General features: G+C 61.7%; 21 protein-coding genes. 10 read left to right on the top strand and 11 right to left on the bottom strand.

Going from position 1 to position 24,188, the window contains the following annotated elements; all coding sequences use genetic code 11:
• The first annotated feature begins 97 nt into the window (after positions 1-97).
• The 7 genes from PSJE_RS25315 to PSJE_RS25285 all read left to right on the top strand — a co-directional run bounded on the left by PSJE_RS25315 (position 98) and on the right by PSJE_RS25285 (position 7,451).
• The gene (locus PSJE_RS25315; RefSeq protein WP_090454916.1) at positions 98-1,213 is read left to right on the top strand and encodes a DUF1214 domain-containing protein; all 1,116 of its coding nucleotides are present in this window, start codon (positions 98-100) and stop codon (positions 1,211-1,213) included.
• Positions 1,210-2,379, top strand: coding sequence for a sulfotransferase family protein (locus PSJE_RS25310; RefSeq protein ID WP_090454917.1), 1,170 nt, complete (start codon positions 1,210-1,212; stop codon positions 2,377-2,379). Before PSJE_RS25315 ends, PSJE_RS25310 begins: the two co-directional genes overlap by 4 nt.
• 32 nt (positions 2,380-2,411) lie before the next feature.
• Entirely contained in the window at positions 2,412-3,200 is a 789-nt protein-coding gene (locus PSJE_RS25305) for an SDR family oxidoreductase (protein ID WP_090454918.1), read from the top strand.
• Between the two features lie 12 nt (positions 3,201-3,212).
• Positions 3,213-4,181, top strand: coding sequence for a DHH family phosphoesterase (locus PSJE_RS25300; RefSeq protein ID WP_090454919.1), 969 nt, complete (start codon positions 3,213-3,215; stop codon positions 4,179-4,181).
• A 189-nt stretch (positions 4,182-4,370) separates the two neighbouring features.
• Positions 4,371-5,192: an ABC transporter substrate-binding protein gene (locus tag PSJE_RS25295; protein WP_090454920.1), complete on the top strand. Its 822-nt coding sequence runs from the start codon at positions 4,371-4,373 to the stop codon at positions 5,190-5,192.
• The gene (locus tag PSJE_RS25290) at positions 5,189-6,034 is read left to right on the top strand and encodes an amino acid ABC transporter permease (protein ID WP_090454921.1); all 846 of its coding nucleotides are present in this window, start codon (positions 5,189-5,191) and stop codon (positions 6,032-6,034) included. Before PSJE_RS25295 ends, PSJE_RS25290 begins: the two co-directional genes overlap by 4 nt.
• Before the next feature lie 34 nt (positions 6,035-6,068).
• Positions 6,069-7,451: an LLM class flavin-dependent oxidoreductase gene (locus PSJE_RS25285; protein ID WP_057715267.1), complete on the top strand. Its 1,383-nt coding sequence runs from the start codon at positions 6,069-6,071 to the stop codon at positions 7,449-7,451.
• A gap of 711 nt (positions 7,452-8,162) precedes the next feature.
• Here PSJE_RS25285 and PSJE_RS25265 read toward each other — a convergent pair.
• The 7 genes from PSJE_RS25265 to PSJE_RS25235 all read right to left on the bottom strand — a co-directional run bounded on the left by PSJE_RS25265 (position 8,163) and on the right by PSJE_RS25235 (position 16,471).
• A complete protein-coding gene (locus PSJE_RS25265) occupies positions 8,163-9,635 on the bottom strand; it encodes an aldehyde dehydrogenase family protein (protein ID WP_090454923.1) in 1,473 nt (490 codons plus the stop codon).
• Positions 9,628-10,455, bottom strand: a complete 828-nt coding sequence (locus tag PSJE_RS25260) for an ABC transporter permease (RefSeq protein ID WP_015095519.1) — start codon at positions 10,453-10,455, stop codon at positions 9,628-9,630. Before PSJE_RS25260 ends, PSJE_RS25265 begins: the two co-directional genes overlap by 8 nt.
• Position 10,456: 1 nt before the next feature.
• On the bottom strand, positions 10,457-11,374 hold the full coding sequence (locus tag PSJE_RS25255; RefSeq protein WP_090454924.1) for an ABC transporter permease: 918 nt from the start codon (positions 11,372-11,374) through the stop codon (positions 10,457-10,459).
• Positions 11,375-11,405: 31 nt separating this feature from the next.
• Entirely contained in the window at positions 11,406-12,548 is a 1,143-nt protein-coding gene (locus PSJE_RS25250; RefSeq protein WP_057715263.1) for an ABC transporter substrate-binding protein, read from the bottom strand.
• A gap of 39 nt (positions 12,549-12,587) precedes the next feature.
• Positions 12,588-13,703 (bottom strand): ABC transporter ATP-binding protein, encoded by a 1,116-nt coding sequence (locus PSJE_RS25245; RefSeq protein ID WP_090454925.1) that lies wholly within the window; start codon positions 13,701-13,703, stop codon positions 12,588-12,590.
• Between the two features lie 551 nt (positions 13,704-14,254).
• Positions 14,255-15,079 carry a response regulator transcription factor gene (locus tag PSJE_RS25240; RefSeq protein WP_090454926.1) on the bottom strand — a complete coding sequence of 275 codons (825 nt, stop codon included), beginning with the start codon at positions 15,077-15,079 and terminating at the stop codon, positions 14,255-14,257.
• Between the two features lie 171 nt (positions 15,080-15,250).
• On the bottom strand, positions 15,251-16,471 hold the full coding sequence (locus PSJE_RS25235) for an MFS transporter (protein WP_090454927.1): 1,221 nt from the start codon (positions 16,469-16,471) through the stop codon (positions 15,251-15,253).
• 133 nt (positions 16,472-16,604) lie between these two features.
• Between PSJE_RS25235 and PSJE_RS25230 the strand changes: the two genes are divergently transcribed.
• Complete coding sequence (locus PSJE_RS25230) at positions 16,605-17,378, top strand: AraC family transcriptional regulator (protein WP_057715259.1); 774 nt, start codon at positions 16,605-16,607, stop codon at positions 17,376-17,378.
• A gap of 53 nt (positions 17,379-17,431) precedes the next feature.
• On the opposite strand, the gene PSJE_RS25225 is transcribed toward PSJE_RS25230, so the two are convergent.
• A complete protein-coding gene (locus tag PSJE_RS25225) occupies positions 17,432-18,778 on the bottom strand; it encodes a 2-hydroxycarboxylate transporter family protein (RefSeq protein ID WP_057715258.1) in 1,347 nt (448 codons plus the stop codon).
• Positions 18,779-18,906: 128 nt separating this feature from the next.
• Here PSJE_RS25225 and PSJE_RS25220 point away from each other — a divergent pair, with 128 nt between their 5' ends.
• The gene (locus PSJE_RS25220) at positions 18,907-19,824 is read left to right on the top strand and encodes a LysR substrate-binding domain-containing protein (RefSeq protein ID WP_057715257.1); all 918 of its coding nucleotides are present in this window, start codon (positions 18,907-18,909) and stop codon (positions 19,822-19,824) included.
• A 144-nt stretch (positions 19,825-19,968) separates the two neighbouring features.
• On the opposite strand, the gene leuD is transcribed toward PSJE_RS25220, so the two are convergent.
• Both leuD and leuC read right to left on the bottom strand, forming a co-directional pair.
• A complete protein-coding gene (gene leuD, locus PSJE_RS25215) occupies positions 19,969-20,577 on the bottom strand; it encodes a 3-isopropylmalate dehydratase small subunit (protein ID WP_090454928.1) in 609 nt (202 codons plus the stop codon).
• A gap of 3 nt (positions 20,578-20,580) precedes the next feature.
• Positions 20,581-22,002: a 3-isopropylmalate dehydratase large subunit gene (gene leuC, locus PSJE_RS25210; RefSeq protein ID WP_090454929.1), complete on the bottom strand. Its 1,422-nt coding sequence runs from the start codon at positions 22,000-22,002 to the stop codon at positions 20,581-20,583.
• Positions 22,003-22,252: 250 nt separating this feature from the next.
• Here leuC and PSJE_RS25205 point away from each other — a divergent pair, with 250 nt between their 5' ends.
• Positions 22,253-22,876, top strand: a complete 624-nt coding sequence (locus PSJE_RS25205) for an NIPSNAP family protein (protein ID WP_090454930.1) — start codon at positions 22,253-22,255, stop codon at positions 22,874-22,876.
• A 25-nt stretch (positions 22,877-22,901) separates the two neighbouring features.
• Here the strand turns inward: PSJE_RS25205 and PSJE_RS25200 are convergent, their stop codons facing one another.
• Positions 22,902-24,188 carry an FAD-dependent oxidoreductase gene (locus PSJE_RS25200; RefSeq protein WP_090454931.1) on the bottom strand — a complete coding sequence of 429 codons (1,287 nt, stop codon included), beginning with the start codon at positions 24,186-24,188 and terminating at the stop codon, positions 22,902-22,904.

Here is a 24,188-nt window from a genome sequence, read left to right as displayed (position 1 = left end):
AGCAGGCGATTTAGTCCGCTTGGACGAAGAATCGGCAAGGGGGTGCTCCCTAAGGTCACTGGCAGCGGCGGGCTTTCCGCCAACAGAGGAGACCGACATGGTTACAGACAGGATTGATCAGGAGGTGCTCAGCGGCGAAAGCTGGAACCTCTTCTGCGAGCAACTGCGGCGTAGCGGCGAGCAAATATTGCGCGCCGAGGCTCCGGCCGATGTGCAGACCCGCGCCGAAGGATTTCGCTATCTCACGCGTTTGCTGCGCATTGCACTGGAAATGCACCTGGAATTTGCCGATCCGGACTTCCCGGGCTTCATCACCCCCTCCCATGAAACCGCGAAAATTGGCGCCGACAACCCCGATAATCTGTATAGCTATGCGCGCCTCAACGGCGCGCACGAGTATCGGGTCAGCGGCCAGCGCGGCAGTGTTGCCTACCTCAGTTTCGGTTCCCAGAAGGGGGGCTACGAGACGGATGGCAAGATGATCCAGACCGGTTTTCTCGATGCAGGCATGTTGCAGTCGGATGCCGAAGGCAACTTCGAAATCATCCTCAGCCAGCATCCACCCGGCATCGGTAACTGGCTGCGGCTCGAACCGCAGAGCAATGCCTTGATTGTCCGCCAAACCTTTCTGGACCGTAGCAGCGAGCAGCCGGCGCAACTGCGCATTGAACGCCTCAATGCCCGCCAGACACCCGAACCGCTGAATGCACCGCGCTTGCAACAAAGCCTGCAGCGGGTGGGAAGTTTCGTCGAGAACACCGCGCGGTTGTTCGCCGACTGGGCTCAGGGTTATCAGAAGCACACCAATCAACTGCCCGCCGCCGACCAGGCACTGTGCCAGTCGGTGGGGGGCGACCCGAACATTTTCTATTACCACTCCTACTGGGCTCTGGCGGATGACGAGGCATTGCTGATCGAGGTCGATCAGGTGCCCGACTGCGATTTCTGGAATGTGCAGATCAACAACTACTGGATGGAGTCGCTCGACTACCGCTACCACCGTATCTGTCTGAACAAACAGTCGGCGCAACTGGAGGCGAATGGCCGCTTGCGCATGATCCTCTGCTGCGTTGACCCCGGTCTGGCGAACTGGCTGGAAACTGCCGGCCATCCCCATGGCACCCTCTGCCTGCGATGGGTGGGAGCAAAGCAGCCGGTACAGCCAACGACACGCGTGGTCAAACTCAATGATCTGAAGGAGCTTGTGCGATGAGTGCCAATGACTTCGCCCTGGATACCTTGCTGGCTGAAGCTTGCGTACGTGCGGGCGGCCTCGACGATTTCGGCCCCGGCGATTTTCGCCAGGGCCTGGTGGTGCTGGCTGACGCCCTGGAAAAAGAAGCGCGGCTATCCGTGTCGGGGCGCGGACTGTTGCGTGAGAAACTGTTGGCGCAACTGGTCAACCGTCTGATCATCGAGGATCACTGTCGGCGTTACCCACAAATCCTCGAGCTGGAAATCAACGACCCACTGGTGATCGTCGGCCTGCCACGCACCGGCACCACGCTGCTGCAACGCACCCTGGCGGTGGACCCGCAGTTCAGCAAGGCGCAGTGGTGGGAAACCCGCTACCCGGCGCCACTCGACGGGGAGACCCTGGAGCAGCCGTTGCAGCGCCTAGGTCGGGCGCGCGCCGAAGTGGCGGCGATGGTCGAGTTCCTTCCGCAACTGCTGGCCATTCACCCACTGGACGCCGAGCAGCCCGACGAAGAGTTCATGCTGATGGAGCACTCGTTCCTATGCGCCATGGACTCCTACGTCAACGTCCCCAGCTACACCGCCTGGCTCGACCGTCAGGACCAGACCCAGGTCTACCGTTACCTCAAGCGCTCCCTGCAGTTCCTGCAATGGCAGCAGGCACGTCGTGGCATCGCCCCCGGCCGGCGCTGGTTGCTCAAGAGCCCGCAGCACCTGCATACCCTGGAGCTGTTGTTCGAAGTGTTCCCCGGTGCGCAGGTGGTGCTCACCCATCGCGAACCGGCCAGGACCATTCCCTCGCTGGCCAGCTTCATCCATACCCTTTGGCAGCTGTACAGCGACCAGGCCGATGCCCAAGCCGTCGGCGAACAGTGGAACCAGCGCATGGCGCGGGCCTTGCGCCATGCCATGGCGGTGCGCGAGGGCATGCCGGCCGGGCGCTTTCTCGATGTGCAGTTCGAAGACACCCTGGCCGCGCCCCAGGCCGTGGTCGAGCGCATCTATCGCTTCGCCGGCCTTGAATGCACGGCAAAGGTTCAGGCAGAGATGGGCCAATGGTTGTCCGTCAATGGCCGGGAAAAACGCGCTGCCCATCACTACAGCCCTGACCAGTTCGGCCTCAGCGACGCGCTGCTGCAGCGTGACTACGCCGAGTACCGCGCCCGGCATCTGAGCGCCTGAGCCTGCCCCATAACAATAAGAGGATTCATCCCATGCTGCTTAAAGACAAAGTCGTGATGGTCTCGGGCGTCGGCCCCGGGCTGGGTATCAAACTGGCCCTGGAGGCCGCGCGTGAAGGGGCGCGGGCCGTGGCCATCGGCGCCCGCGACATGGGCCGCCTGCTTGAGGCACAACAGCGCATCAAGGCGGTCGCCGGGCATTGCGAAGTGCTGTGCGTGGCCACCGATATCACCGATGTGCAGGCGTGCAATCGTTTCGCCGAAGTCACCCTCGAGCAATTCGGCCGTATCGATGCGCTGATCAACAGCGCCTTTTCCCATGGCGGTTTCCAGGCGGTGGACGAGGCGGACAACGACCCGCTGCGCGAGGCCCTGGAGGTCAACCTGCTGGGCTCGCTGAACATGAGCCGCGCGGTGCTGGCGCCAATGCGCGCGCAGGGCGCGGGGGCGATCGTCATGATCAACACCCTGGGCGTGCGTAAACCGTATCAGGGTGGCGCGGCCTATGCCGCGTCGAAAAGCGCCCTGGCAGCCAGCGTGCGTTACCTGGCCAGCGAGCAGGCGGCCCACGGTTTGCGGGTCAACGCTCTGGCCTGTGGCTGGATGTGGGGCGAGCCGGTGCAGGCCCTGGTACGCCAGAGCGCTGCCGCCCGGGGTGTCAGCGAAGAACAGGTGCGCGCCGAGTTCAGTGCCGGCATCCCTGGCGGGCGCATGCGCAGCGACGAGGAGTGCGCCCGCGCTGCGTTGTTTCTGGCATCGGACTACGCCAGTGCGATCAATGGCGCGCAACTCGATGCCAACGGCGGCGAAGTCATGTACTGAGGAGCAGGGCAGATGAACACAATCGATCACTGCGCCTTCAACGGCGATGCCGACGGTCTGTGCGCCCTGCAGCAGTTGCGCCTGGCTGGCGAACTGGATCCGCAGGTGCGCCTGGTCAGCGGGGTCAAGCGCGACATCGAGTTGTTGCGCCGGGTCCAGGCCGGGCCCGGCGAGCGGGTCACCGTGCTGGACGTGGCCCACGAGCAGAACCGCGAGGCCACCCGGCGCCTGCTCGACGCCGGCGCCCGGGTACGTTACTTCGACCACCACTTTGCCGGCGAACTGCCGCGGCATCCGGCATTCGAGTCCTTCATCGACACGGCCGCCCAGGTGTGTACCAGCCTGCTGGTCAACACCTACCTGGACGGGCGTCATCACCGCTGGGCGGTGGCGGCTGCCTTTGGTGACGGCCTGGCCGGCCCGGCCCGGGTGCTGGCGGCGCAGCATGGCCTGGCCGACGATGAAGTGCAGGCCCTGGAGGAACTGGGCCTGCTGCTCAACTACAACGCCTATGGCGACAGCCTGTCGGACCTGCACTTCGAGCCGCTGGCGTTGGCCGCCGAGCTGCTGCCTTACCACGACCCGCTGGACTTCATCCGCCACAGCACAAGCTTCACCACCCTGCGCACCGGCCACGCCGCCGACATGGCTGCAGCCGCAGGCCTTGAACCCTGGCACGAGGGACGGGGCGCGCAGCTGTACCGCCTGCCCGCGCAACCCTGGGCGCGGCGGGTCAGTGGTGTGCTGGCCAACCAACTGGCGGCCGGTGCGCCGCGCAAGGCAATCGGCTTGCTCAGCGCCAGGGCGGACGGTGACTGGGCGTTCAGCCTGCGGGTACCGGAAGAGGCCGGGCTGGCGGCGGATGCCTTCTGCCGGCAGTTTCCCACGGGGGGCGGGCGCAAGCGTGCTGCCGGGATCAACCGTCTGGCCGACGCGCAGTTGAAGGAAGTCGCCGCACGCCTGCTCGATTGCTATCGCTGAGCAAAGGGCAACGCCCGGACCGGATCTGTCGGGGTGTTGCTTGCCACCAAGAGTCAGCGGTTCAAGCACCTGAACCGCTTGATCCAATATAGCTTGAACGCAGTCTTATATTCCATAAAGCTAGTACAAACTATTTTTATAGTGCGTTTTAATCTATTCAGTATTTTGAATCGATTGGAGCACTTGTCTGTGAAAACTAAGGCGCTTTTACCTTTTGGCTTGGCATTACTGGCTACCTGCTCGACGGCTTTGGCGGGCGCAACTCTGGATCGCGTAACCAGGAGCGGGGAGCTGACCGGCGTTCTGATGGAAAGCTATCCGCCATTCTCCTTTCTCAATGAACAGAACCAACTGGACGGGTTTGACGTCGATGTCGCCAAGGCCGTTGCGCAACGGCTAGGGGTGAAGCTGAAGTTGCAGACACCGTCTTGGGATGTCATAGCTGCCGGCCGCTGGAACGGACGATATGACATCTGCGTCTGCTCGATGACCCCGAGCAAGGCACGGGCCGAAGTGTTCGACTTTCCGGTGGAGTATTACCAGTCACCGGCCGTGATCGTGGTCAATGCCAAAGACAAGAACATCGTCACGGGCAAGGATCTGTCAGGTAAAAAAGTCGGCGTGATCAGTGCGTCGACCTATGAAGCCTATTTGAACAAGGATCTGGTGATTGAGGGCGCCGAGGACAAGCCGTTGAGCTATCCATTCGAAAGCGTCCAGATCGCGCCATACGACAACGAAACGGTAGCTTTCCAGGATCTGGCCTTGGGCACGGGCGTGCGCCTGGATGCCATGGTCACCAACCTCATCACTGCTCGCGAACGCATCGCCCAGGATCCTCGCTTTAAAATTGCCGGCGACACGCTGTATGCAGAGCCCAATGTGGTAGCGATCGAAAAGGGTGATCCGCAATGGAATGCCAAAGTCACTGAGGTTGTCACCCAGCTCAAGGCCGACGGCACATTAAGCAAGATTTCACAGAAGTGGATCGGTGCCGATATCAGCCAATGACAGCCCTCAATCCACACCCGGCCAAGACGGCTGTCGCCCCCGAAACCGAGACGCGTCGTTTCAGCCCGTTACCTGGTTTTCGCACTCGCCTGTATTTGACCTGGGCAGTGCTGTTTGGCCTGTGCGTCATGTTTTTCATGAGCTTCGATCTGAAGTTCTCGATCATTGTGCAGAAACTGCCCAACCTGGTCGGCTTGTATTTGGGGCCTGACGGTTTCTTGCAAGGCGCCGCGCTGACACTGTTCCTGTGCTTCTGTTCGATCTGGCTTTCGTTGCTCCTTGGCTTCGTGACGGCACTGGCGCGCCTGTCTCGCAGTGCAGTGGCTTTCGGCGTTGCCAGTTTCTATGCGTCTTTCTTTCGCGGTACTCCACTGTTGATCCAGATCCTGCTGATCTACCTGGGGCTGCCGCAGTTGGGTGTCGTGCCGGGCGCCATCAGCGCGGGAATCATTGCGCTGTCGCTCAATTACGGTGCCTACCTCAGCGAGATTTTTCGTGCCGGCATCATGGCTGTAGCACCCGGACAGCGCGAAGCGGCGATGGCTCTGGGGCTGGGGCCGGCGGCAACGTTCCTGCACATCGTCCTGCCGCAAGCCATGCGCACGATCATTCCCCCGACAACCAGTCAGTTCATTTCAATGCTCAAGGACTCATCGTTGATATCGGTGATGGGGGTCTGGGAAGTGATGTTCCTGGCGCAGTCGTACGGTCGCTCGTCTTATCGCTACATCGAAATGCTCACCACCGCAGCCGTTATCTATTGGCTGCTGTCCATTGGACTGGAGTTGATACAGCACCGTCTTGAACGCCACTACGGCAAAGGTTTCAAGCATCAGCGCTGACCCGTCCGTTTAATGACTTTTTACAGGTACTACGATGTCCGATCCAAAACCTCTGTTGTTTGCGTTATACGAGCAAGCCAGCGTTGGCTGTGGCGGCGCGCCGAGCCTCTGGACGCACCCGGCTGACGAGCGACTGACCATCAACTCGCTGGGCTACTGGTCGAACCTGGCACGCATCGCCGACCAGGCTCATCTCGACATGCTGTTTTTTGGTGATGTGCTGGGTTTCTACGATGTGTTTGGCGGTAATGCCGACGCGGCCATGAAGTGGGCGGTGGAAGCACCGGCCAACGACCCGTTGATGATCATCCCGGCATTGGCCGCCGTGACGGAAAACCTCGCCTTCGGCGTCACTGTCACCACCAGTTACGAGCATCCTTTCACCCACGCCCGGCGCTTCAGCACGCTGGACCACCTGACCAATGGCCGGGTCGGCTGGAACATCGTCACCTCCTACCTGACCAGCGCCGCTCGCAACTTCGGCCTGGAGCAGATGATCAAGCACGATGATCGCTATGAACGCGCAGACGAATTTCTCGATGTGGTCTACAAACTCTGGGAAGGCAGCTGGGCAAACGATGCCGTGGTTGCCGACAAGTCTCGCCAGGTCTATGCCAAGGGCGATCGCGTGCGACCGATCAATCATGTTGGCGAGCATTATCGGGTGGCCGGGCCGCATTTGACGTCCCCGTCACCGCAACGCACACCCTTGCTGATCCAGGCCGGTTGGTCAGGCCGCGGCCGCGAGTTTGCGGCCAAGCACGCCGAACTGATTTTCATCGCCAAGTCCAACCCGCTGGAGATTCGCCAGGGATTGGAAGATATATGGACGCAGGCCAGGGCACGGGGGCGTCATGCCGGGGATGTCAAATCACTGACGGTACTTCGCATCGTCACGGCCAGGACCGAGATCGAAGCCCAACGCAAATATGACGAACTGCAAAGCAACTATCACTTGCAGGCGCAACTGGTGAGTTATGCCGGTGATACCGGTATCGACATCAGCCGCTACGCGGACAGCGACGCGTTGTCCACTCACACCGAAGGCATGACTTCCTACGTGATGCGTCCTGATGGCAGTGGCAAGCCCTTGACCGCTGGCGATGTCAAACAGCGCTTTGCCAATGTCACCCGGGGCAGTGATCTGATTCTGGTGGGAACGCCGCAACAAGTGGCCGATCGGATCGAAGAGCACGCCCGTATTTCCGGCACCAGCGGCTACATGCTCAACCCGCTGATCAGCCCGGGCAGCCTTGAGGACTTCGTTGAACTGATCATTCCTGAACTGCAAAAACGCGGCTTGTATCGTACCCAGCCACAGAGCGGTACTTTCCGTTCGCGGTTACGGGACGATGGCGCCAGCCATTTACCGGACTCTGCCTACGGCGCCTCATTCCGCTTTGATAAAGGTTTTTAGGGCGCGACAGTCCTGAAAAAAAGCGGCTCTCCAGAGGCTAATGCCGGTCAGTTAAGCCCGGGACACTGTGGGAGCGAGCTTGCTCGCGAAGAGGCCGGCACATTCAACAGAGATACTGGCTGACCCACCGCTATCGCGAGCAAGCTCGCTCCCACAGTTTTGATCTTCAGTGAATGCTAATCCTGCGGTTGGCCACCATCCCTGTGGGAGCGAGCTTGCTCGCGAAGAGGCCGGCACATTCAACAGAGATACTGGCTGACCCACCGCTATCGCGAGCAAGCTCGCTCCCACAGTTTTGATCTTCAGTGAACGCTAATCTTGCGGTTGGTCACAATCCCTGTGGGAGCGGGCTTGCCCGCGAAGAGGCCGGCACATCCAACAGAGATACTGGCTGACCCACCGCTATCGCGAGCAAGCTCGCTCCCACAGTTTTGATCTTCAGTGAATGCCAATCCTGCGGTTGGCCACCATCCCTGTGGGAGCGGGCTTGCCCGCGAAGAGGCCGGCACATCCAACAGAGATACTGGCTGACCCACCGCTATCGCGAGCAAGCTCGCTCCCACAGTTTTGATCTTCAGTGAACGCTAATCCAACGACCGGCCACCATCCCTGTGGGAGCGGGCTTGCCCGCGAAGAGGCCGGCACATTCAACAGAGATGTTGGCTGACCCACCGCTATCGCGAGCAAGCTCGCTCCCACCGTGTGACCTGTTTACTTCAAGTACCACCCCCAAGGCTGGTCGCTGACGTACTCGGTCACCTGTTTGACCTCCAGGTAATTGTGTAACCCCCATTGGCCCAGTTCGCGGCCGATGCCGCTGTGTTTTATGCCGCCCCAGGGGGCTTCGACGAAGGTCGGTTGCGAGCAGTTGACCCAGACGATCCCTGCACGCAACTGGTTGGCGACCCGGGCGGTGCGCTGCAAGTCCGTGCTCATCACGGCGGCGGCCAGGCCGAAGCGACTGGCGTTGGCCATTTGCAGCGCTTGCTCTTCGGTCTTGAAGCGCTTGATGCACAGCACCGGGCCGAACACTTCTTCGCACCACAAAATGCTGCTGTGGCCAGGCTCGTCGAAAATCGCTGGCTCGACGAAGTAACCTTCGCGCAAGTGCGCCGGTCGCCGTCCGCCCGTGAGCAAACGGGCGCCACTGGCCAGGCCCTGGTCGATGAAGCCGAGCACCTTGTCGTACTGGCCCTGGCTGACCAGCGGACCGAGCAGCACGCCGGGCTGCATGCCTGGGCCAATGCTGATCTTGCGGGTTTCCTCCACCAGCCGTTCGATCAGGCGCGCAGCGATGGTTTCCTGCACCAGCAGACGAGACGTGGCGCTGCACACCTGGCCCTGGTTCCAGAAAATCCCGAACAAAATCCACTCCACGGCGGCTTCGACATCGGCGTCGTCGAACACGATGAACGCAGACTTGCCCCCCAGTTCCAGGCTGATGTTCTTGATGTCGCGGGCCGCCGCCGACATGATTTTCGCGCCGGTGGGCACGCTGCCGGTGAAGGCCAGTTTGTCCACCCCCGGATGCTCGGTGAGCGGGCTGCCGGCATCGGCGCCGAGGCCGGTGACCAGGTTCAACACCCCGGCGGGCAAGCCGATACGATCGGCGGCGGCAGCCAGTTCCAGGGCGGTCAGCGGCGTCAGTTCCGACGGCTTCAACACCACAGTGGCCCCGGCAGCCAAAGCCGGCGCAACCTTCCACGCGGCCATCAGCAGCGGGTAGTTCCAGGGAATGATCTGCCCGGCCACGCCAATCGGTTCGTGGCGGATGCGGCAGCGGAAACGCGCGTCCGGCAAGTCCAGCGGCTGATCTTGTTGCTTATCCAGTTCGCGGGCCAACCCGGCATAGTAACGAAAGCAACCAATAGCATCGCCAATGTCCCACTGCGCTTCGGGCAAGGGTTTGCCGTTGTCGCGCACTTCCAGTTCCGCCAGCGCCTGCTGGCCACTTTCCAGTTCATCGGCCAGCGCCTCCAGCCATTGCCCGCGCTCGGCGCCGCTGGTCTGGCCCCAGCCATTGTCGAAGGCACGCCGGGCCGCACGCACGGCATGATCGACGTCTTCTTCGGTGCCTGCCGCCACGCGGTGGAAGGCCTGTTCGGTAGCCGGATCAATCACGTCCAGATAGCCGCCCAGGTCCGGGCTGACCCATTCGCCGTTGATATAGAGCTGATCACGCATGGTGCGACTCCTGGACGCCGGTGCGGCGGTTTTGCAGATGGCGGGAAGTGAACAGCAGGGCCAGCGACACGCAGATGATTACCGTGGAGATTGCGTTGATCTCCGGCGTCACGCCACGGCGGATGGAGGAAAAGATGTAGATCGGCAACGTCGTTTCGGAACCGGCAACGAAGAACGCGATGATGAAATCGTCAAAGCTGAAGGTGAACGCCAACAGGAACCCGGCCATGATCGCAGGACTGATCTGCGGCAGGGTCACCCGCCAGAAGGTGTCCATCGGTGGCGCGTACAGGTCCGCCGAGGCTTCCAGCAAGGCCTTGTCCAGGGAATCGACGCGGCTGCGCACGATCACCATTACTAGGGCCATGGTGAACAACGAATGCGCGGCGATCACGGTGAAGAACCCCATGTTCAACTTCGGTACCGTTGGCAACCAGCTCGCCAGCAACGGATTGATCAGGTCGAACAGGCTGATGAAGGCGATCAGCGTCGAGATGCCGATGACGATGCCCGGCACGATGATCGCGCAGTAGGTCAGCGCGTCGAACAACAGGCGCACCTTGGCGCCGCAGCGCTGCAAGCCGAACACCGCCAGGGTGCCGAACAGCGTGGCTATCACCGCCGAACTGAAGGCGATCAGCGCGCTGTTGCCCAGGGCTTCCATGATGAACGGGTTGCCGAATGCGGTGCCGAACCATTGCACCGAGCAGCACTGGAACGCCAGGCCACTGCGCCCGGCGTTGAAGCTGAACAGCACGATCAAGGCAATCGGCGCGTAGAGAAACAGGTACAGCGAGGTTGAATAGCTGCGCAGCCACATGTCACAGGCCTCCGTCGGCAGGGCGGCCGCCGTAGCGCGCCACCAGTTTCAGATACACGCCGATGATCAGCAGCATCATCGCCACCAACGTCATGGCCAGCGCACTGCCGAACGGCCAGTTGCGCGATTGCAGGAACAGGTCGACCAGCGCGTTGCCGACAAAGAACACCTTGCCGCCGCCGAGAATGGCCGGGATCAGGAACTCGCCCATCAGCAGGATGAACACCAGCATCACCCCAGTGATGATCCCCGGCGCGGACAGCGGCAGGGTGATCCGGCGGAAACTTTCGAAGGCGCTGGCACCGAGGTCCGCCGAGGCTTCGAGCAGGCGCTTGTCGAGTTTTTCAAGGCTGACGTAGATCGGGAACACCATCAGCGGCAGGTAGCCGTAGACGATGCCGATCAGCACCGCCCACGGCGTGTTGATCAGCCGTACATCCTCAAGACCCAGGCTGGCCAGCAGCGCCGGGATGCCCTTGCCGCTGAGGATGAAAATCCACGCGTAGGTGCGGATCAGGAAACTGGTCCAGAACGGCACGATCACCAGGGTCAGCAACAGCGAGCGGTTCCTTGTGACCTTGACCGCAAGGAAGTACGCCAATGGATAAGCCGCCACCAGGCACGCCAGGGTGCCCAGCGGCGCCAACATCAGCGTGTTGCTGAACGCCGCGCCGCGAGAACCGAGGTTCAGGTAGTTGGCCAGTGTGAGGCCACCGGCGTAACCGCCCACGGCGCTGCGCTCGCCGAAACTGAAGACCAGGATGATCACCAGCGGCATCAACAACAGCAGCAGGAACCACAGAGTCGAAGGCAAGAGCATCAGCAGGGTAATGCGCCGGCCGAGGGTGCGCCGTTGGCGAACCTCGACCGACAGGGCATGGCCCGGCTGCACCGTTTGCGGGTGGGCGGCGGCATTCATGGGTGACTCCTCATTGGCCATGGTCAAGCGATCAGGCGGACTTGAATCGCGCCATCAGTTCGGCGCGCGCCGGGCTGGTCAGCGTCGCGGCGGCACCGAACTCCAGCGGGCTCAGGGCCTCGGCGGCCGGGTACATGATCGGATCGTCGAGCATCGCCACAGGCAGCAGCGCGTCGACACGCTTGTCGCCGCTCGGGTAGCCGTGGCTCAGTACTTCCAGCTTGTTGTGCTGCGGATCGAGCAGGTAGTTGATGAACGCGTAGGCGGCATCCTTGTGCTCCGAGCTTTTGGGAATCGCGAAGAAGTCGCTCCACAACTCGCCACCTTCCTTGCCCAGTTCGAACTGCATTTGCGCATTGTCGCGGTGCAGTTGCGAAGCATCGCCGGTCCAGGACATCGCCAGCCAGGCATCGCCGCTGCGCATCGACGGCTGGATGTCGGAGTTGATCGCGAACAGGTGTGGCTTGACCTCGATCAGCAGCTTTTCGGCATCGGCCAGTTCTTTCGGGTCCAGGGAGTTGAAGCTGTAGCCAAAGCTTTTCAGCGCGTTGCCGATGGCGGTCAACTGGTAGTCGTGGACCATTGTCCGGCCACTGGCCGGGCCTTGGGCGGCGGCCCAGAACTCCTTCCAGCTGGCTGGGCCGTTTTTCAGTTTGCCGGCGTCGTAGAGCATGCCGGTGGTGCCCCAGTTTTTCGGTACCGCGTAGACCTTGCCGTCCACCGTGCCCTGGGCCATGAACTTTTGCTGGAACGCCGAGGCGTCGAAGTTGGGGATGCGCGACAGGTCCAGCGGCTCGATCAGCCCCAGGCCGACGTAGGTGCTGATGGTGTAGTTGGTCGGCACCAGCACGTCCCAGCCACTGCCGCCGGCCTGTAATTTGGCGAGCATTTCCTCGTTGGAACCGAACACGCTCATCGACACCCGGGCGCCGGTGGTCTTGCCGAAGGCGTCGAGGTTTTCCTGGCTGTGGTAGTTCGGCCAGGTCGCCAGCGACAGGCGATCACCGAGCCTGGTTTGCTCGGCGGCTTCTGCGGTGGAGGTCAGCAGGCCGGGCATGTTGGTCGCGACCACGGCGGCGGCGATCCCAAGGCCCGTGCGGCCAAGGAACTCACGGCGGCTGATCGAGCCGTTCTGCCAGCTGCGCAGGGTTTTTATAAAAGTCTTCTGGTCCATAGCACGCTCCACATCCGGTTGATGAAACGAATCGATGATTTACAACGCCATGGCCAGGCCATTGGCGTGATCCCAGCCGACGCGCACTGCCGCGCCGTGTTCGAATGCATTGGCGCCGTGATCCTGCTGGCGCGGAACCCGTACGCAAACCACGCCAAAGGCCTGGGTGCGCACGCGGTACTCGGTGGAATTGCCCAGATAAATGCGATCTTCAACGCAGCCCGGCAGCTTCACTTCCCGGGTCATCTCGGCGTTGGCCCCGGCGATGCTGATCAGCTCAGGCCGCACCGCAATGCAACCGGCGGCGTTGGCGCTCAGGGCTTTGCCGGTGGGGGTGAGGGGGCTGGTCAGTTCCAGCCCTTGCTCGGTGCGCAGCACCACGGAGTTGCCATTGAGCTGGCGCACGGTGCCGTCGAACAGATTGGACTCGCCGATAAAGTCGGCCACATAGCGGCTGGCCGGGGCTTCATAGAGTTGTTCCGGAGTGGCGGTCTGGATGATCGAACCGTTGTGCATCACGCTGATGCTGTCGCTCATCGACAGGGCTTCTTCCTGGTCGTGGGTGACCAGCACGAAGGTGATGCCGACCTCGCGCTGCAAACGCAGCAGTTCCGATTGCATCTCCTTGCGCAGCTTGCGGTCCAGCGCAGCCAGTGGTTCGTCGAGCAGCAACACCGTCGGCTTGTTCACCAGCGCGCGGGCGAGGGCGACACGCTGTTGCTGGCCGCCTGAAAGCTCGCTCGGCTTGCGCTGACCGAAGCCGCTCAGGCGTACCATCTCCAGCGCCTCATCGGCCATGCGCAGTTGCTGTTTTTTGTCAGGGCGCGGGGTGCGATAGCGCAGGCCGTAGGCAATGTTCTGCGCCACGGTCAGGTGCGGGAACAGCGCGTAATGCTGGAACACCATGTTCACCGGTCGCTCGAAGGCCGGCACGCCGGCAACGCTCTTGCCGGCCAAGCGGACCTCGCCGCTGGTGGGCTGTTCGAAGCCGGCGATCATGCGCAGGGTGGTGGTCTTGCCGCAGCCCGAGCCGCCGAGGAAGGAATGAAACGAGCCACGGCGCACCGCGAAATTCAGACCGCCGACGGCCTGCACCTCGCCATAGCGTTTGACCACATTGCAGAATTCGATATCGCTTGGCGGGGTGTTGTTCACGAGACGGGCTCCCTTGCAGTGATGAATCAGTGCGTCGGGGGCCAAACTAGCAATCGGGGTTTTGCGGTGTATATATCCCTTGGGGGATAGAAGCTGATTGTCGTAGGAGCGAGCTCGCTCGCGATGAACTCAAGAGCACTGCGTTGAGCCAGTCATCACGCGTAATCGTTAACGACCATCGCGAGCGGGCTCGCTCCTACAGGGATTTGAGGTGAATACAAATTTTGTTTACACCGCCGACCATTGTGGGAGCGAGCTTGCTCGCGATGGCGGTGTGTCAGACACATGGATGTTGAATGTAAGGCCGCAATCGCGAGCGAGCTCGCTCCCACAAGGGATTATTGCCAACCGACAGGTATTAACCTGCAAACTGAGCCCAGGGGCGCTGGATCAGCTTGATCCGCCCTGACCACAATCTCCAGATCACCGATAGAACTGTGGGAGCGAGCTTGCTCGCGATGGCGGTGTGTCAGACACATGGATGTTGAATGTAAGGCCGCAATCGCGAGCAAGCTCGCTCCCACAGGGGGGGGGCTGCTAGCCGACAGGTATCAGGCTTGCAGCTTGAGGCCGGAGGCCTGCAACGGATCCTCCGTCAGCTCCCGAATAAACAACCCCAGCAACTCCGACTGGCTGCCAATGCCCAGCTTGGCGTAGATGTTCTTGCGGTGAATCTTTACCGTGCCGGGGCTGATGTTCAGTTGTTCGGCCACCGAGGCGCTGGAGTGGCCGCGCAGCAACAGTTGAACGATTTCCTGCTCGCGTCCAGTGAGGATGTGCGCACCGAAGTGGTCGAAGGCTTCGCGGATCTTGAAGTCCAGGTCCTGCGCCGGTCGCGGTTCCTGAGCCTGACGCAAGCGCCAGGCCTCATTGATGACCTGCTCGACCACCGCTTGCGCGCACTCGACCAGTTGCATTTCGTCCCGGCTGAATGCACAACTGGCGCTGGAGCGCATCAACGACAACACTGCCATGGCGCCACCACCGAGGTCGACGAAGAACGCCACTTCCTCGGCCAGTCCGGTTTGCTGGTAATAGGTCAGGAAGTACTCGCCGAGGTAGAAGTGGTCGGGGGCGAACTGGCGCAGACGCCACAGCCCCGGCGCCTGCCCGCGTGTACAAGCCAGGTAGAAGGGATCCAGCAGGTAAGGCCCGCACTGATAGTCGTCGACATACACCGCCCGCTTGTCCGCCGAGAACGTATCGAACAACGCCAGTGGCCGGTGATTGCCTTCGTAGACAAACAACACGAAATGATCGACCGGGCAGATTTGCCGAAGCCAATGGCTCAACCCCGACAACCGCCCATGCCCGGCAGGCAGGTCGAGCAGGTGGGCGACACCGGTGGTCCAGAGTTTCAGTTCCTTGGGGCGCATGGCGGCTACAGGCAGAAGAGGATGGCCTTTGGATGCACAAAGTACGCCATGGCGGTATTGCCCGTGTGAAGCGCGGCGGTTGGCGGTGCGTCGTGGCAAAGACGCACCGCAACAGGGCTTGGTGTTACCGAGTGCTACAGGGCAGGTATCAAAAATGATCGGCTGAATCCTTTAGCGAGCACTCCGGGTCGAAGGCAACAGGATCGTCAGAATCCCCAGCAACGGCAGGAACGAACACAAGGTGTACACGTACTCGATGCCATGGATATCCGCCAGGTGCCCCAGCAGCGCGGCACCGATCCCGCCGAAGCCGAACATCAGGCCGAAGAACACCCCGGCGATCATGCCGACGTTGCCGGGCACCAGTTCCTGGGCGAAGACCACGATGGCCGAGAACGCCGAGGCGAGGATGAAGCCGATGATCATGCTCAGCACACCCGTCCAGAACAGGTCGACGTAGGGCAGGGCGAGGGTGAAGGGCGCGGCGCCGAGGATGGAAAACCAGATCACCTGCTTGCGGCCGATCCGGTCGCCGACCGGGCCACCAAAGAACGTTCCCGCCGCGACGGCGCCAAGAAACAGGAACAGGTACAGCTGTGAACTGGCCACCGACAGGTCGAACTTCTCGATCAGGTAGAAGGTGAAGTAACTGGTGAAGCTGGCCATGTAAAAGTATTTGGAGAACACCAGCAGCGCCAGCACCACCAGGGCGAACGTCACCCGCCGTTTCGACAGGCCGTGGGTGGCCTTGCTGCCTTGCTTGAGCTTGAACAGGTTCAGGTGATTGCGATACCAGCGGCTCAGGCCGTACTGCACGAGGATGGCAAACACTGCGAACAGGCCGAACCAGGCGACGTTGCCCTGGCCATAGGGAATGATGATCGCGGCGGCCAACAGCGGACCGAAGGCGCTACCGGCGTTGCCACCGACCTGGAAGGTCGACTGCGCCAGGCCGTAGCGACCGCCCGAAGCCAGGCGCGCCACCCGCGAGGTCTCCGGGTGAAAGGTCGACGAACCTACGCCCACCAGCGCCGAGGCCACGAGAATGGCCGGGAAGCTGCCGACCATCGACAGCATCAGAATACCGATCAGGGTGCAGACCATGCCGGCCGGCAACAGCCACGGTTTGGGATGACGGTCGGTGTAGAAACCGATCCACGGTTGCAGCAGCGAGGCGGTGAGCTGGAAGGTCAGGGTGATCAGGCCGACCTGGGTGAAGCTCAGGCCATAAGTGGCCTTGAGCATCGGGTAGATCGACGGCAGCACGGCCTGGATCAGGTCGTTGATCAGGTGCGCCAGGGCACAGGCACCAATGACACGCATGACCAGCGGGCTGGCCTGGCTGGCCACCGAAGCGGTGTGTGAGGGTGAGCTCAGGGTAGTGGTCGACATGGGCGAGTTTCCGGATAAAAACGCGAACTGCGAACGCAAGGCGCAGCCAATTTCAGGGTTCGGCGTTATCCTAGGGGCCTCAACGGCGCCCGTCTCGCGCAACTCGGGCGTGGACCATCGCAAAAAGGGCGTCATGATCAAACCATTGCAGACATTTCTCGCGGAGATCGACCAGGGCGGCTGGAGCGTACGCAGCAGTGCGACCGACTACCCGGAAAACTGGTTCATCCCGCCGCACTCCCATGAAAAGCATCAACTGATCTATGCCATCGAAGGCGTGATGGTGGTGCACGCGGCCACCAGCCAATGGACGGTGCCGCCGAGCCGTGGCATCTGGATGCCGAGCGGTGAAGTGCATTCGATTCGCTGTGTGGGGGCGATCAAGATGCGCAGTGTTTTCGTGCACCCTGACGCGAGCCCGGATCTGCCTGCCGAAACCCGGGCGGTGAGTGTTTCCGCATTGCTGAGTGAGTTGATCAAGGTCTCGGTCGATTTCGATTTCGCCTGCAATCCGGACTCGCGGGAAGCCCGGGTGCTGCGGCTGATCCTGGATGAGCTGACGATCCTGCCGACCTTGCCATTGAACCTGCCGCAGCCCGCCGACCAACGTATCAACCTGATTTGTAGTGCGTTGCAGCGTGACCCTGGGGATGGCTCGACGTTGTCGGACTGGAGCGCCCGGTTGAGCCTCGACGCCAAAACCATCCAGCGCAGGTTTCGCAAGGAAACCGGCATGACTTTCGGCCAATGGCGCCAGCAAGCGCGACTGCTGTTGGCGCTGGAACGGATAGCCGTCGGGGAGAAGATCATCGACATCGCCGGGGAGCTGGGATACGACAGTCCAAGCGCATTCACGACCATGTTCAAGAAGCAGTTCGGCAAGACGCCGAGCGATTTTTTCAAGTGATGGAAAGGGTGTTCTCTTGCACAAGAGAACACCCTTGGGTCACCGGCACCGCGTCAAACAAAAAGCCGCAACAATATCGTCGCCAGAATCACCGTCGAAGCCCCGCCAATGCGCGTGGAGATTTGCGCGAATGGCATCAGCGACATGCGGTTGGAGGCCGAGAGGATCGCCACGTCTCCGGTGCCGCCCAAGCCGCTGTGACAGCAGGTCACGATGGCCGATTCGATGGGGTACATCTTCATCAGGTTGCCGATGAAGAAGCCGGCTACGGTCATCGACACCACCACCGAGACGCATACCAGCACGTAGCCGACCGAGAACACTTTCACCACACTGTCCAGCGGCACGTAGAGCATGCCCAGGCCGATCATCACCGGCCAGATGAACGCCGATGACACCAGTTTGTAAAAGCTGTTGGCGCCTTTCTCGAGTTTCTCCGGCAGCACCCGAAGGTACTTAAACAGCACCGCCGCGAGGATCATCATCACCGGGCCGGGAATGCCCACGACTTTTTCCAGCAGGCCGCCGAGGACGAAGAACGCGCAGATTACCAGCACCCCTGCACCCATGACGCGGAAGTCGACAATAGTGCCTGTGTCTTCCTTGACCAGGAATTGGTCATTCTCGTCCTTGGCGCGAATCAGCGAGCCTTCGCCATTGATGGTCGGGCGCTTGAGGGCCAGGCGCGCCAGGTAACCGGCACAGATGATCGCCACGATGTTGCCGACCACGGCGGCGGGCGCCAGTTGAGCCACGTAGATATCCGGCGTGCCGCCGAGGATTGCCGAGTAGGCCAGCGACAGGGGCAGTATCCCTTCGCCGATCCCGCCGCCAATGATCGGCACGATGATGAAAAAGAACGTGTGGTGGAAGCTGTAGCCGACCAACTTGCCAACGATCAACCCGCTGGCAACGGCGGCCAGGGTGCCGACGAGCAAGGGAATGAACATCCGCAGCATGCCCTGGACCAGAATGAAACGGCTCATGCCCAGAATGCTGCCGACCACCAGGCTGGCGATCACGAAGTAAAGGAAGTTGGCTTCTTTCATCAGCATTTTGGTGGCGTCGATCGTCGCCGGTCCGAAGAAGCCGTAGAACACCAGGATCGATGGCAGCATCAGGCACAGGATGGCACCGCCGCCGATTTCCTTGAGGATCGGCAGGCGCGAGCCCATTTGGCCGAAAAACACGCCCATGGTCATGATGACGGCGAGCCCGCCGATCATGTTCTTGGGCAGGAAGCCCAGATGGGCCGAGAGATAAACGATGACCGCGATGCCGAGAAAGATCGGCAGCGGGATGACGCCGATTTCGTAGGCGCACAGGCTGCGCAGGCGTTGCACAAATCCGCCGTCGGAGGCGGTTTCGATTTTCAGGGATTGTTCATAGGGCTTGTTCATGTCGCGCTTTCCTCATGTTGTTTTTATCGAGGATTCAGAAACCACGGTTGGCCGGGGATGGATTGCCACTCGGTAGATCGATGGTATCCTTCGCTAATAACGCAATAAACAGCGAAAGTATGAGGCGTATGAACACGAATCGTGATCAATTTCCCTTGCCTGAAGACCTCAAGGTGTTCCTCACCGTCGTTCGAAAAAACGGCTTCGCCAGCGCTGCCGAGGAGCTGGGGTATTCCCCGGCGTACATCAGCAAACGCATCTCCGTGCTGGAAACCACGCTCTCGACTCGGCTGCTGCACCGCACCACACGGCGCATCGCGCTGACTGACGACGGCGAGCGGGTGCGGGTGTGGGCGGAGAAGTTGCTGGGTGACTTCGATGACTTCGTCGGCGAAATATCACAGGCGCGGCAACAGCCGATGGGTTCGCTGCACATCTGCAGCAGCTTCGGTTTCGGGCGCAACCATGTGGCACCGGCGATCTGCGAGCTGTCGCAAACCTATCCCAGGCTTGAATTGCGCCTGGACGTGTTTGATCGCGTGGTCGACATCGTCGGCGAGGGCTTCGATCTGGAAATCCGCGTGGGTGATGACCTGCCGGGCCAGCACCTGGGACGCAAACTGGTGAGCAACCGGCGGGTGCTGTGTGCGACGCCCGAATACCTGGAGCGCAGGGGGGTGCCGCAATCGCTGGCGGACTTGAAAGACCACGATTGCCTGGTGCTCAAGGAACGCAACAACGCGTTCGGCGTGTGGAGCCTGACGAAGGACGGGCAGGAAGAATCGGTACGCGTCAGCGGGCCGTTATCGTCCAACAACGGTGAGATCGTGTTGCAGTGGGCCCTGAGTGGCGGCGGGATCCTGTTGCGCTCGATGTGGGATGTGAAGCCGATGCTGGAGCAGGGGCGACTGGTGCAGGTGCTGCACGATTACACCCAGAGCGCCAACGTCTGGGCGGTGTACCCGACGCGGTTGAGCCAGTCGGCCAAGCTGCGGGTTTGCGTCGAGTTTCTCGAGGAATACTTTCGTCATCTTTCGGTTGAATGAACCACCGGCATCTCTGTAGGAGCGAGCTCGCTCGCGATGGTCGTTAACGATAACGCGTGTTTACTGGTTAAACGCGGTGCCGTTGAGTCCATCGCGAGCGAGCTCGCTCCTACAGAGCATTAGATCCGCCGCCGGGGTTTTGCATCAGCCCAACCAGGGATTTTCCGCCAGATGCCGGGCCTCGAAGCTGCGAATCTGCTCTGCGCGTTGCAACGTGGTTCCAACGGCATCCAGCCCCAGCAGCAATGATTGCTTGCGCAGTTCATCGATCCCGAACGGGATCACGTTGCCGTCTGCCAGTTCGATGGTTTGTTCCGGCAGATTGACGCTGATTCGAGCCGTTGCCGGGTTGCTGGACAACGCGGCAATCTGATTGAGTTGAATCTCGGTCAGCTGGATCGCCAACACGCCATTGCGTTGGCAATTGTCGTAGAAAATACCGGCGAAGCTGGTGCCGATCAGGGCGCGTATGCCGACCTGTTTCAGCCCCCAGACCGCATGTTCGCGGCTCGAACCACAGCCGAAATTGGGACCCACCACCAGGAACGCAGCGTCGTTCCAGGCCGGCTGGTTGAGGATGAACCCGGGATCGGGTTCGCCGGACTCAAGGAACCTCAAGTCAAAGAACAGACCCTTGTCCAGCCCCTTGCGATCAATCCCTTTGAGGAACTGCTTGGGCATGATCACGTCGGTGTCGATGTTGGAGGCCAGGAGCGGGGCGGCGCTGCCGCTGACGAAATCGAAAGGTTGCATGGTTCAAGCCTCCAGCGCGAAGGTGCGCACGTCGGTCAGGTGCCCGGTAATCGCTGCGGCGGCGACCATGGCCGGGCTCATCAAATGGGTGCGCGCACCGGCGCCTTGGCGGCCTTCGAAGTTGCGGTTGGTGCTTGAGGCGCAGCGATCACCGGGGGCGAGCACGTCGTCATTCATCGCCAGGCACATCGAACAGCCCGACTGGCGCCATTCAAACCCGGCGTCGAGGAAGATCTGCGCCAGCCCTTCGTCTTCGGCCTGATCACGCACCAGGGTCGAACCGGGAACAATCATGGCCCGCACGTGGGCTGCCACCCGTTTGCCGCGCACGACGCGGGCGACATCGCGCAAGTCTTCGATGCGCGCGTTGGTGCATGAGCCGATGAAGGCGTGGCTGATCACCACGTCGCTGAGCGGCATGCCCGGTGTCAGGCCCATGTAGTTCAGGGCGCGTTGCATGCCCTGACGCAGGATCAAGTCAGGTTGCGCGGCCGGGTCCGGCACATGCCCGCCCACCGATGCGGCCTGATCGGGGCTGGTGCCCCAGGTGACCATGGGTTCGAGCGCCGCGACATCCAGGGTGACTTCGCGATCGAACACCGCACCTTCGTCGCTGTGCAGGCCGCGCCATTTTGCGACGGCCTGTTCCCACAGTTGGCCTTGGGGGGCACGGGGTTTGTGTTGCAGATACGCAAAGACCTTGTCATCCGGTGCCATGAACGCGCCTCGGGCGCCCGCTTCGACGGCCATGTTGCAGATGGTCATGCGCGCTTCGACGCTGAGGTCGCTGATCGCCGGGCCGGCGAACTCGATGGCATAGCCGGTGGCACCGGAAGCGCCGATTTTTTCGATCAGGGCCATGATGATGTCCTTGGACGTCACGCCCGTACCGAGTACACCGTTAACCGTCACGCGCATTGTCTTCAGGCGCTTGTAGACCAGGGTTTGCGAGGCCAGCAGGTGTTCGATTTCCGAAGTGCCAATGCCGAAACCGAAGGCACCGAGGGCACCGTAGGTAGTGGTGTGGCTGTCGCCGGCGGCAACGACCATGCCGGGCAGGATAAAGCCTTGTTCGGGGGCCACGACGTGCTCGATGCCCTGGCGCTTGTCCAGCACGTCGAACAGTTCGATACCGAAGTCGCGGCAGTTTTCTTCGAAGTAAGACACCTGACGAGCGCCGCCAGCGTCCGGCATGGCGGCAGTGCGTGTCGGTGCCGTGGGATTGACGTGGTCGACGACCGCCAGGGTCGCGCCCGGGCGCCAGGCTTTGCGACCGGCTTCGCGCATGCCACTGAAGGCTTGCGGGCTGGTGTATTCGTTGGCGACCTGGCGGTCGATGTACAAAAGCACGTGGCCCTGATCGTCGAGGGCGCATACGGTGTGGCTGTCGATGTGTTTTTGGTAGAGCGTTCTGGGGCTGTGCATGGAGTGGGCTCTTGTTGTCATGCGAGATCACGGAAATGTACCCACAGCATATTCGTCGCCATTCCTGCATCAAGCGCCATTAAGTGAAGGCATTGAACACGATCTGTGAATTACCGGGCGCTGCTCAACGTAAAGAAACTACCTAGAACACTGCGGCAAATGCCGTTACCAATGGGGTTCGTCTCAATATCCCGCTGGTGGCGGCTGCCCTAGGCTGTGTGCTTTTGGCAAACCGGTGGGCGAAGTTGTTATGCGTTTATTTGAACTGATCACTTTTACCGTGCGGGTGCGCACGGTTGCGCAAGCGTTGGCGCAGATCGAGGCGGCGCTGGACGACCCGAAAGTCGGCGGCACGTTGATAGGCTGCTGGGCTTCGGAGATCGGCCAGTTGAACCAGATTGCCGTGCTGCGTGGCTACGCCGACGAACACCTGAGGCAAGCCGAGCGCGAGCGTTTCCTGCTGGGGGGCGGGGCGTTTGGTATCAACGAGTTGATCACCGATCTGCGCATCGAAAACTACACGCTGTTTCCCTTCCTCGAACCCTTGGGCGCAGGCCAGCACGGTCCGTTCTATGAGTTACGCGTCTACGACCTGATCAGCAGCGGCTTGCAGCCCACCCTCGACGGCTGGAGCAAAGCCATCGAAGCGCGGACCGCCGAGCAGTATTCGCCAGTGTACGCGGCGTTTTACGCCACCGACGGTGCGCTGCCGCGCTATCTGCACATCTGGCCGTGGGCCAGCCTTGAACAGCGTTTGCAGGTGCGCACCCAGGCGGTCGCCGAAGGCGTCTGGCCGCCGGAAAACTCCGGCCCGCAACTGCGCGACATGCGCTCGACGATCTACCTGCCCGCGAAGTTCTCGCCCTTGCAATGACCTGGGCTCGGCGCGACCGGGGTCCTCAGAATCGATCCAGCCTGTATGGCGCAGTCGCCGGCAGGCTGTGGGGCTGGGTGCCAGTCAAGGGCGAGGCCATTTGCGCGATCATTTCCGCCGTGACCGCCGCCTGGGTCAACCCCAGATGCTGATGACCGAAGGCGAGCAGGACCCTGCCGTCGCACACCCGGTCGATGATCGGCAGGGAGTCGGGCAAGGACGGCCGGAAACCCATCCACGGCGTGGCGGCTTCAGCACTCAGGTCGCGTTTGAACAGGCCTTTGCTCAGGCGGTGCAACTGCCAGGCGCGTTCCATGGTCGGTGGGCAGTCGAGACCGGCGAACTCGACGGTGCCGGCCAGGCGCAGCCCGTCTGCCATCGGCGTCATGATGAACTTGCGCTCCAGTGAAGTGACGGCAAACGGCAAGCGTTCGTGCTCGTGGGGCAGCATCAGGTGATAGCCGCGCTCGGTGTCCAGCGGCACCTTCTTGCCGGTCAATGCAGCGGTGAGCTTGGCGGAATGGGCGCCACAGGCCACCAGCACGTGTCGACTGCTGACGCGTCCTTGATCGGTGATCAACGACACGCCGCTTTCATTCAATTGCCCACCCTCGACCCGCTGCTTGAGGAACTGCACGCCGCTGCTTTTGGCCGCGTGCACCAGTTCGCCGACCACCTGGAAGGGATCGAGAAAATGCCCGGTGCGCGGGAAGAACAATCCGCCCCGGAGCTGCTCGCTGAGTTGCGGCGCCGCATCGCGTACCGCCTTGGCCCGCCAGAAATCCACCGGCACTTGTTGCTGGCGCATGCGCGCCTGTAGCGCTTCGATGGCCTGTTGCGAGTCGGCGCGCTCGAACACCAGCAACGAGCCGTCTTCCTTGAGCAACCCGGGGCGGTCGATAGTCTCCAGCAACCGGTGCCAGGCCCCCAGGCTGCTTTCATTGAGCGCGCGGATGCCGGCCACGGTGCGCTGGAACGGCGCCGGTCGCAGGTTGAGCAACAGGCGTGCGAACCAGGGCAGGGCCCGGGGCATGTATTTCCAGTCCAGGCGCAGCGGGCCCATCGGGTCCATGAGCATGGCGGGCAGGCGTTTGAGGATCGATAGGTCGGCGATGGGGAACACCTGCTCGGTGGCCAGGTGCCCGGCATTGCCGAACGAGGCGCCACGACCGGGCTCCTGCTGATCGATGACCACCACCCGCCGGCCCTGGCGCGCCAGGCGCAGGGCGCAGGCGACGCCGATGATCCCGGCGCCGATCACGGCAACGTCCGACACTGCATTGGGGCTGTTGAAAAGGGAGTCGTTGGACAT

Origin of the sequence: Pseudomonas jessenii, assembly GCF_002236115.1 — a bacterium.
Taxonomy (GTDB): Bacteria; Pseudomonadota; Gammaproteobacteria; order Pseudomonadales; family Pseudomonadaceae; genus Aquipseudomonas; species Aquipseudomonas jessenii.
The sequence above is the reverse complement of the archived record's forward strand: the minus strand, read 5'-3'. Positions and strand labels throughout refer to the sequence as shown.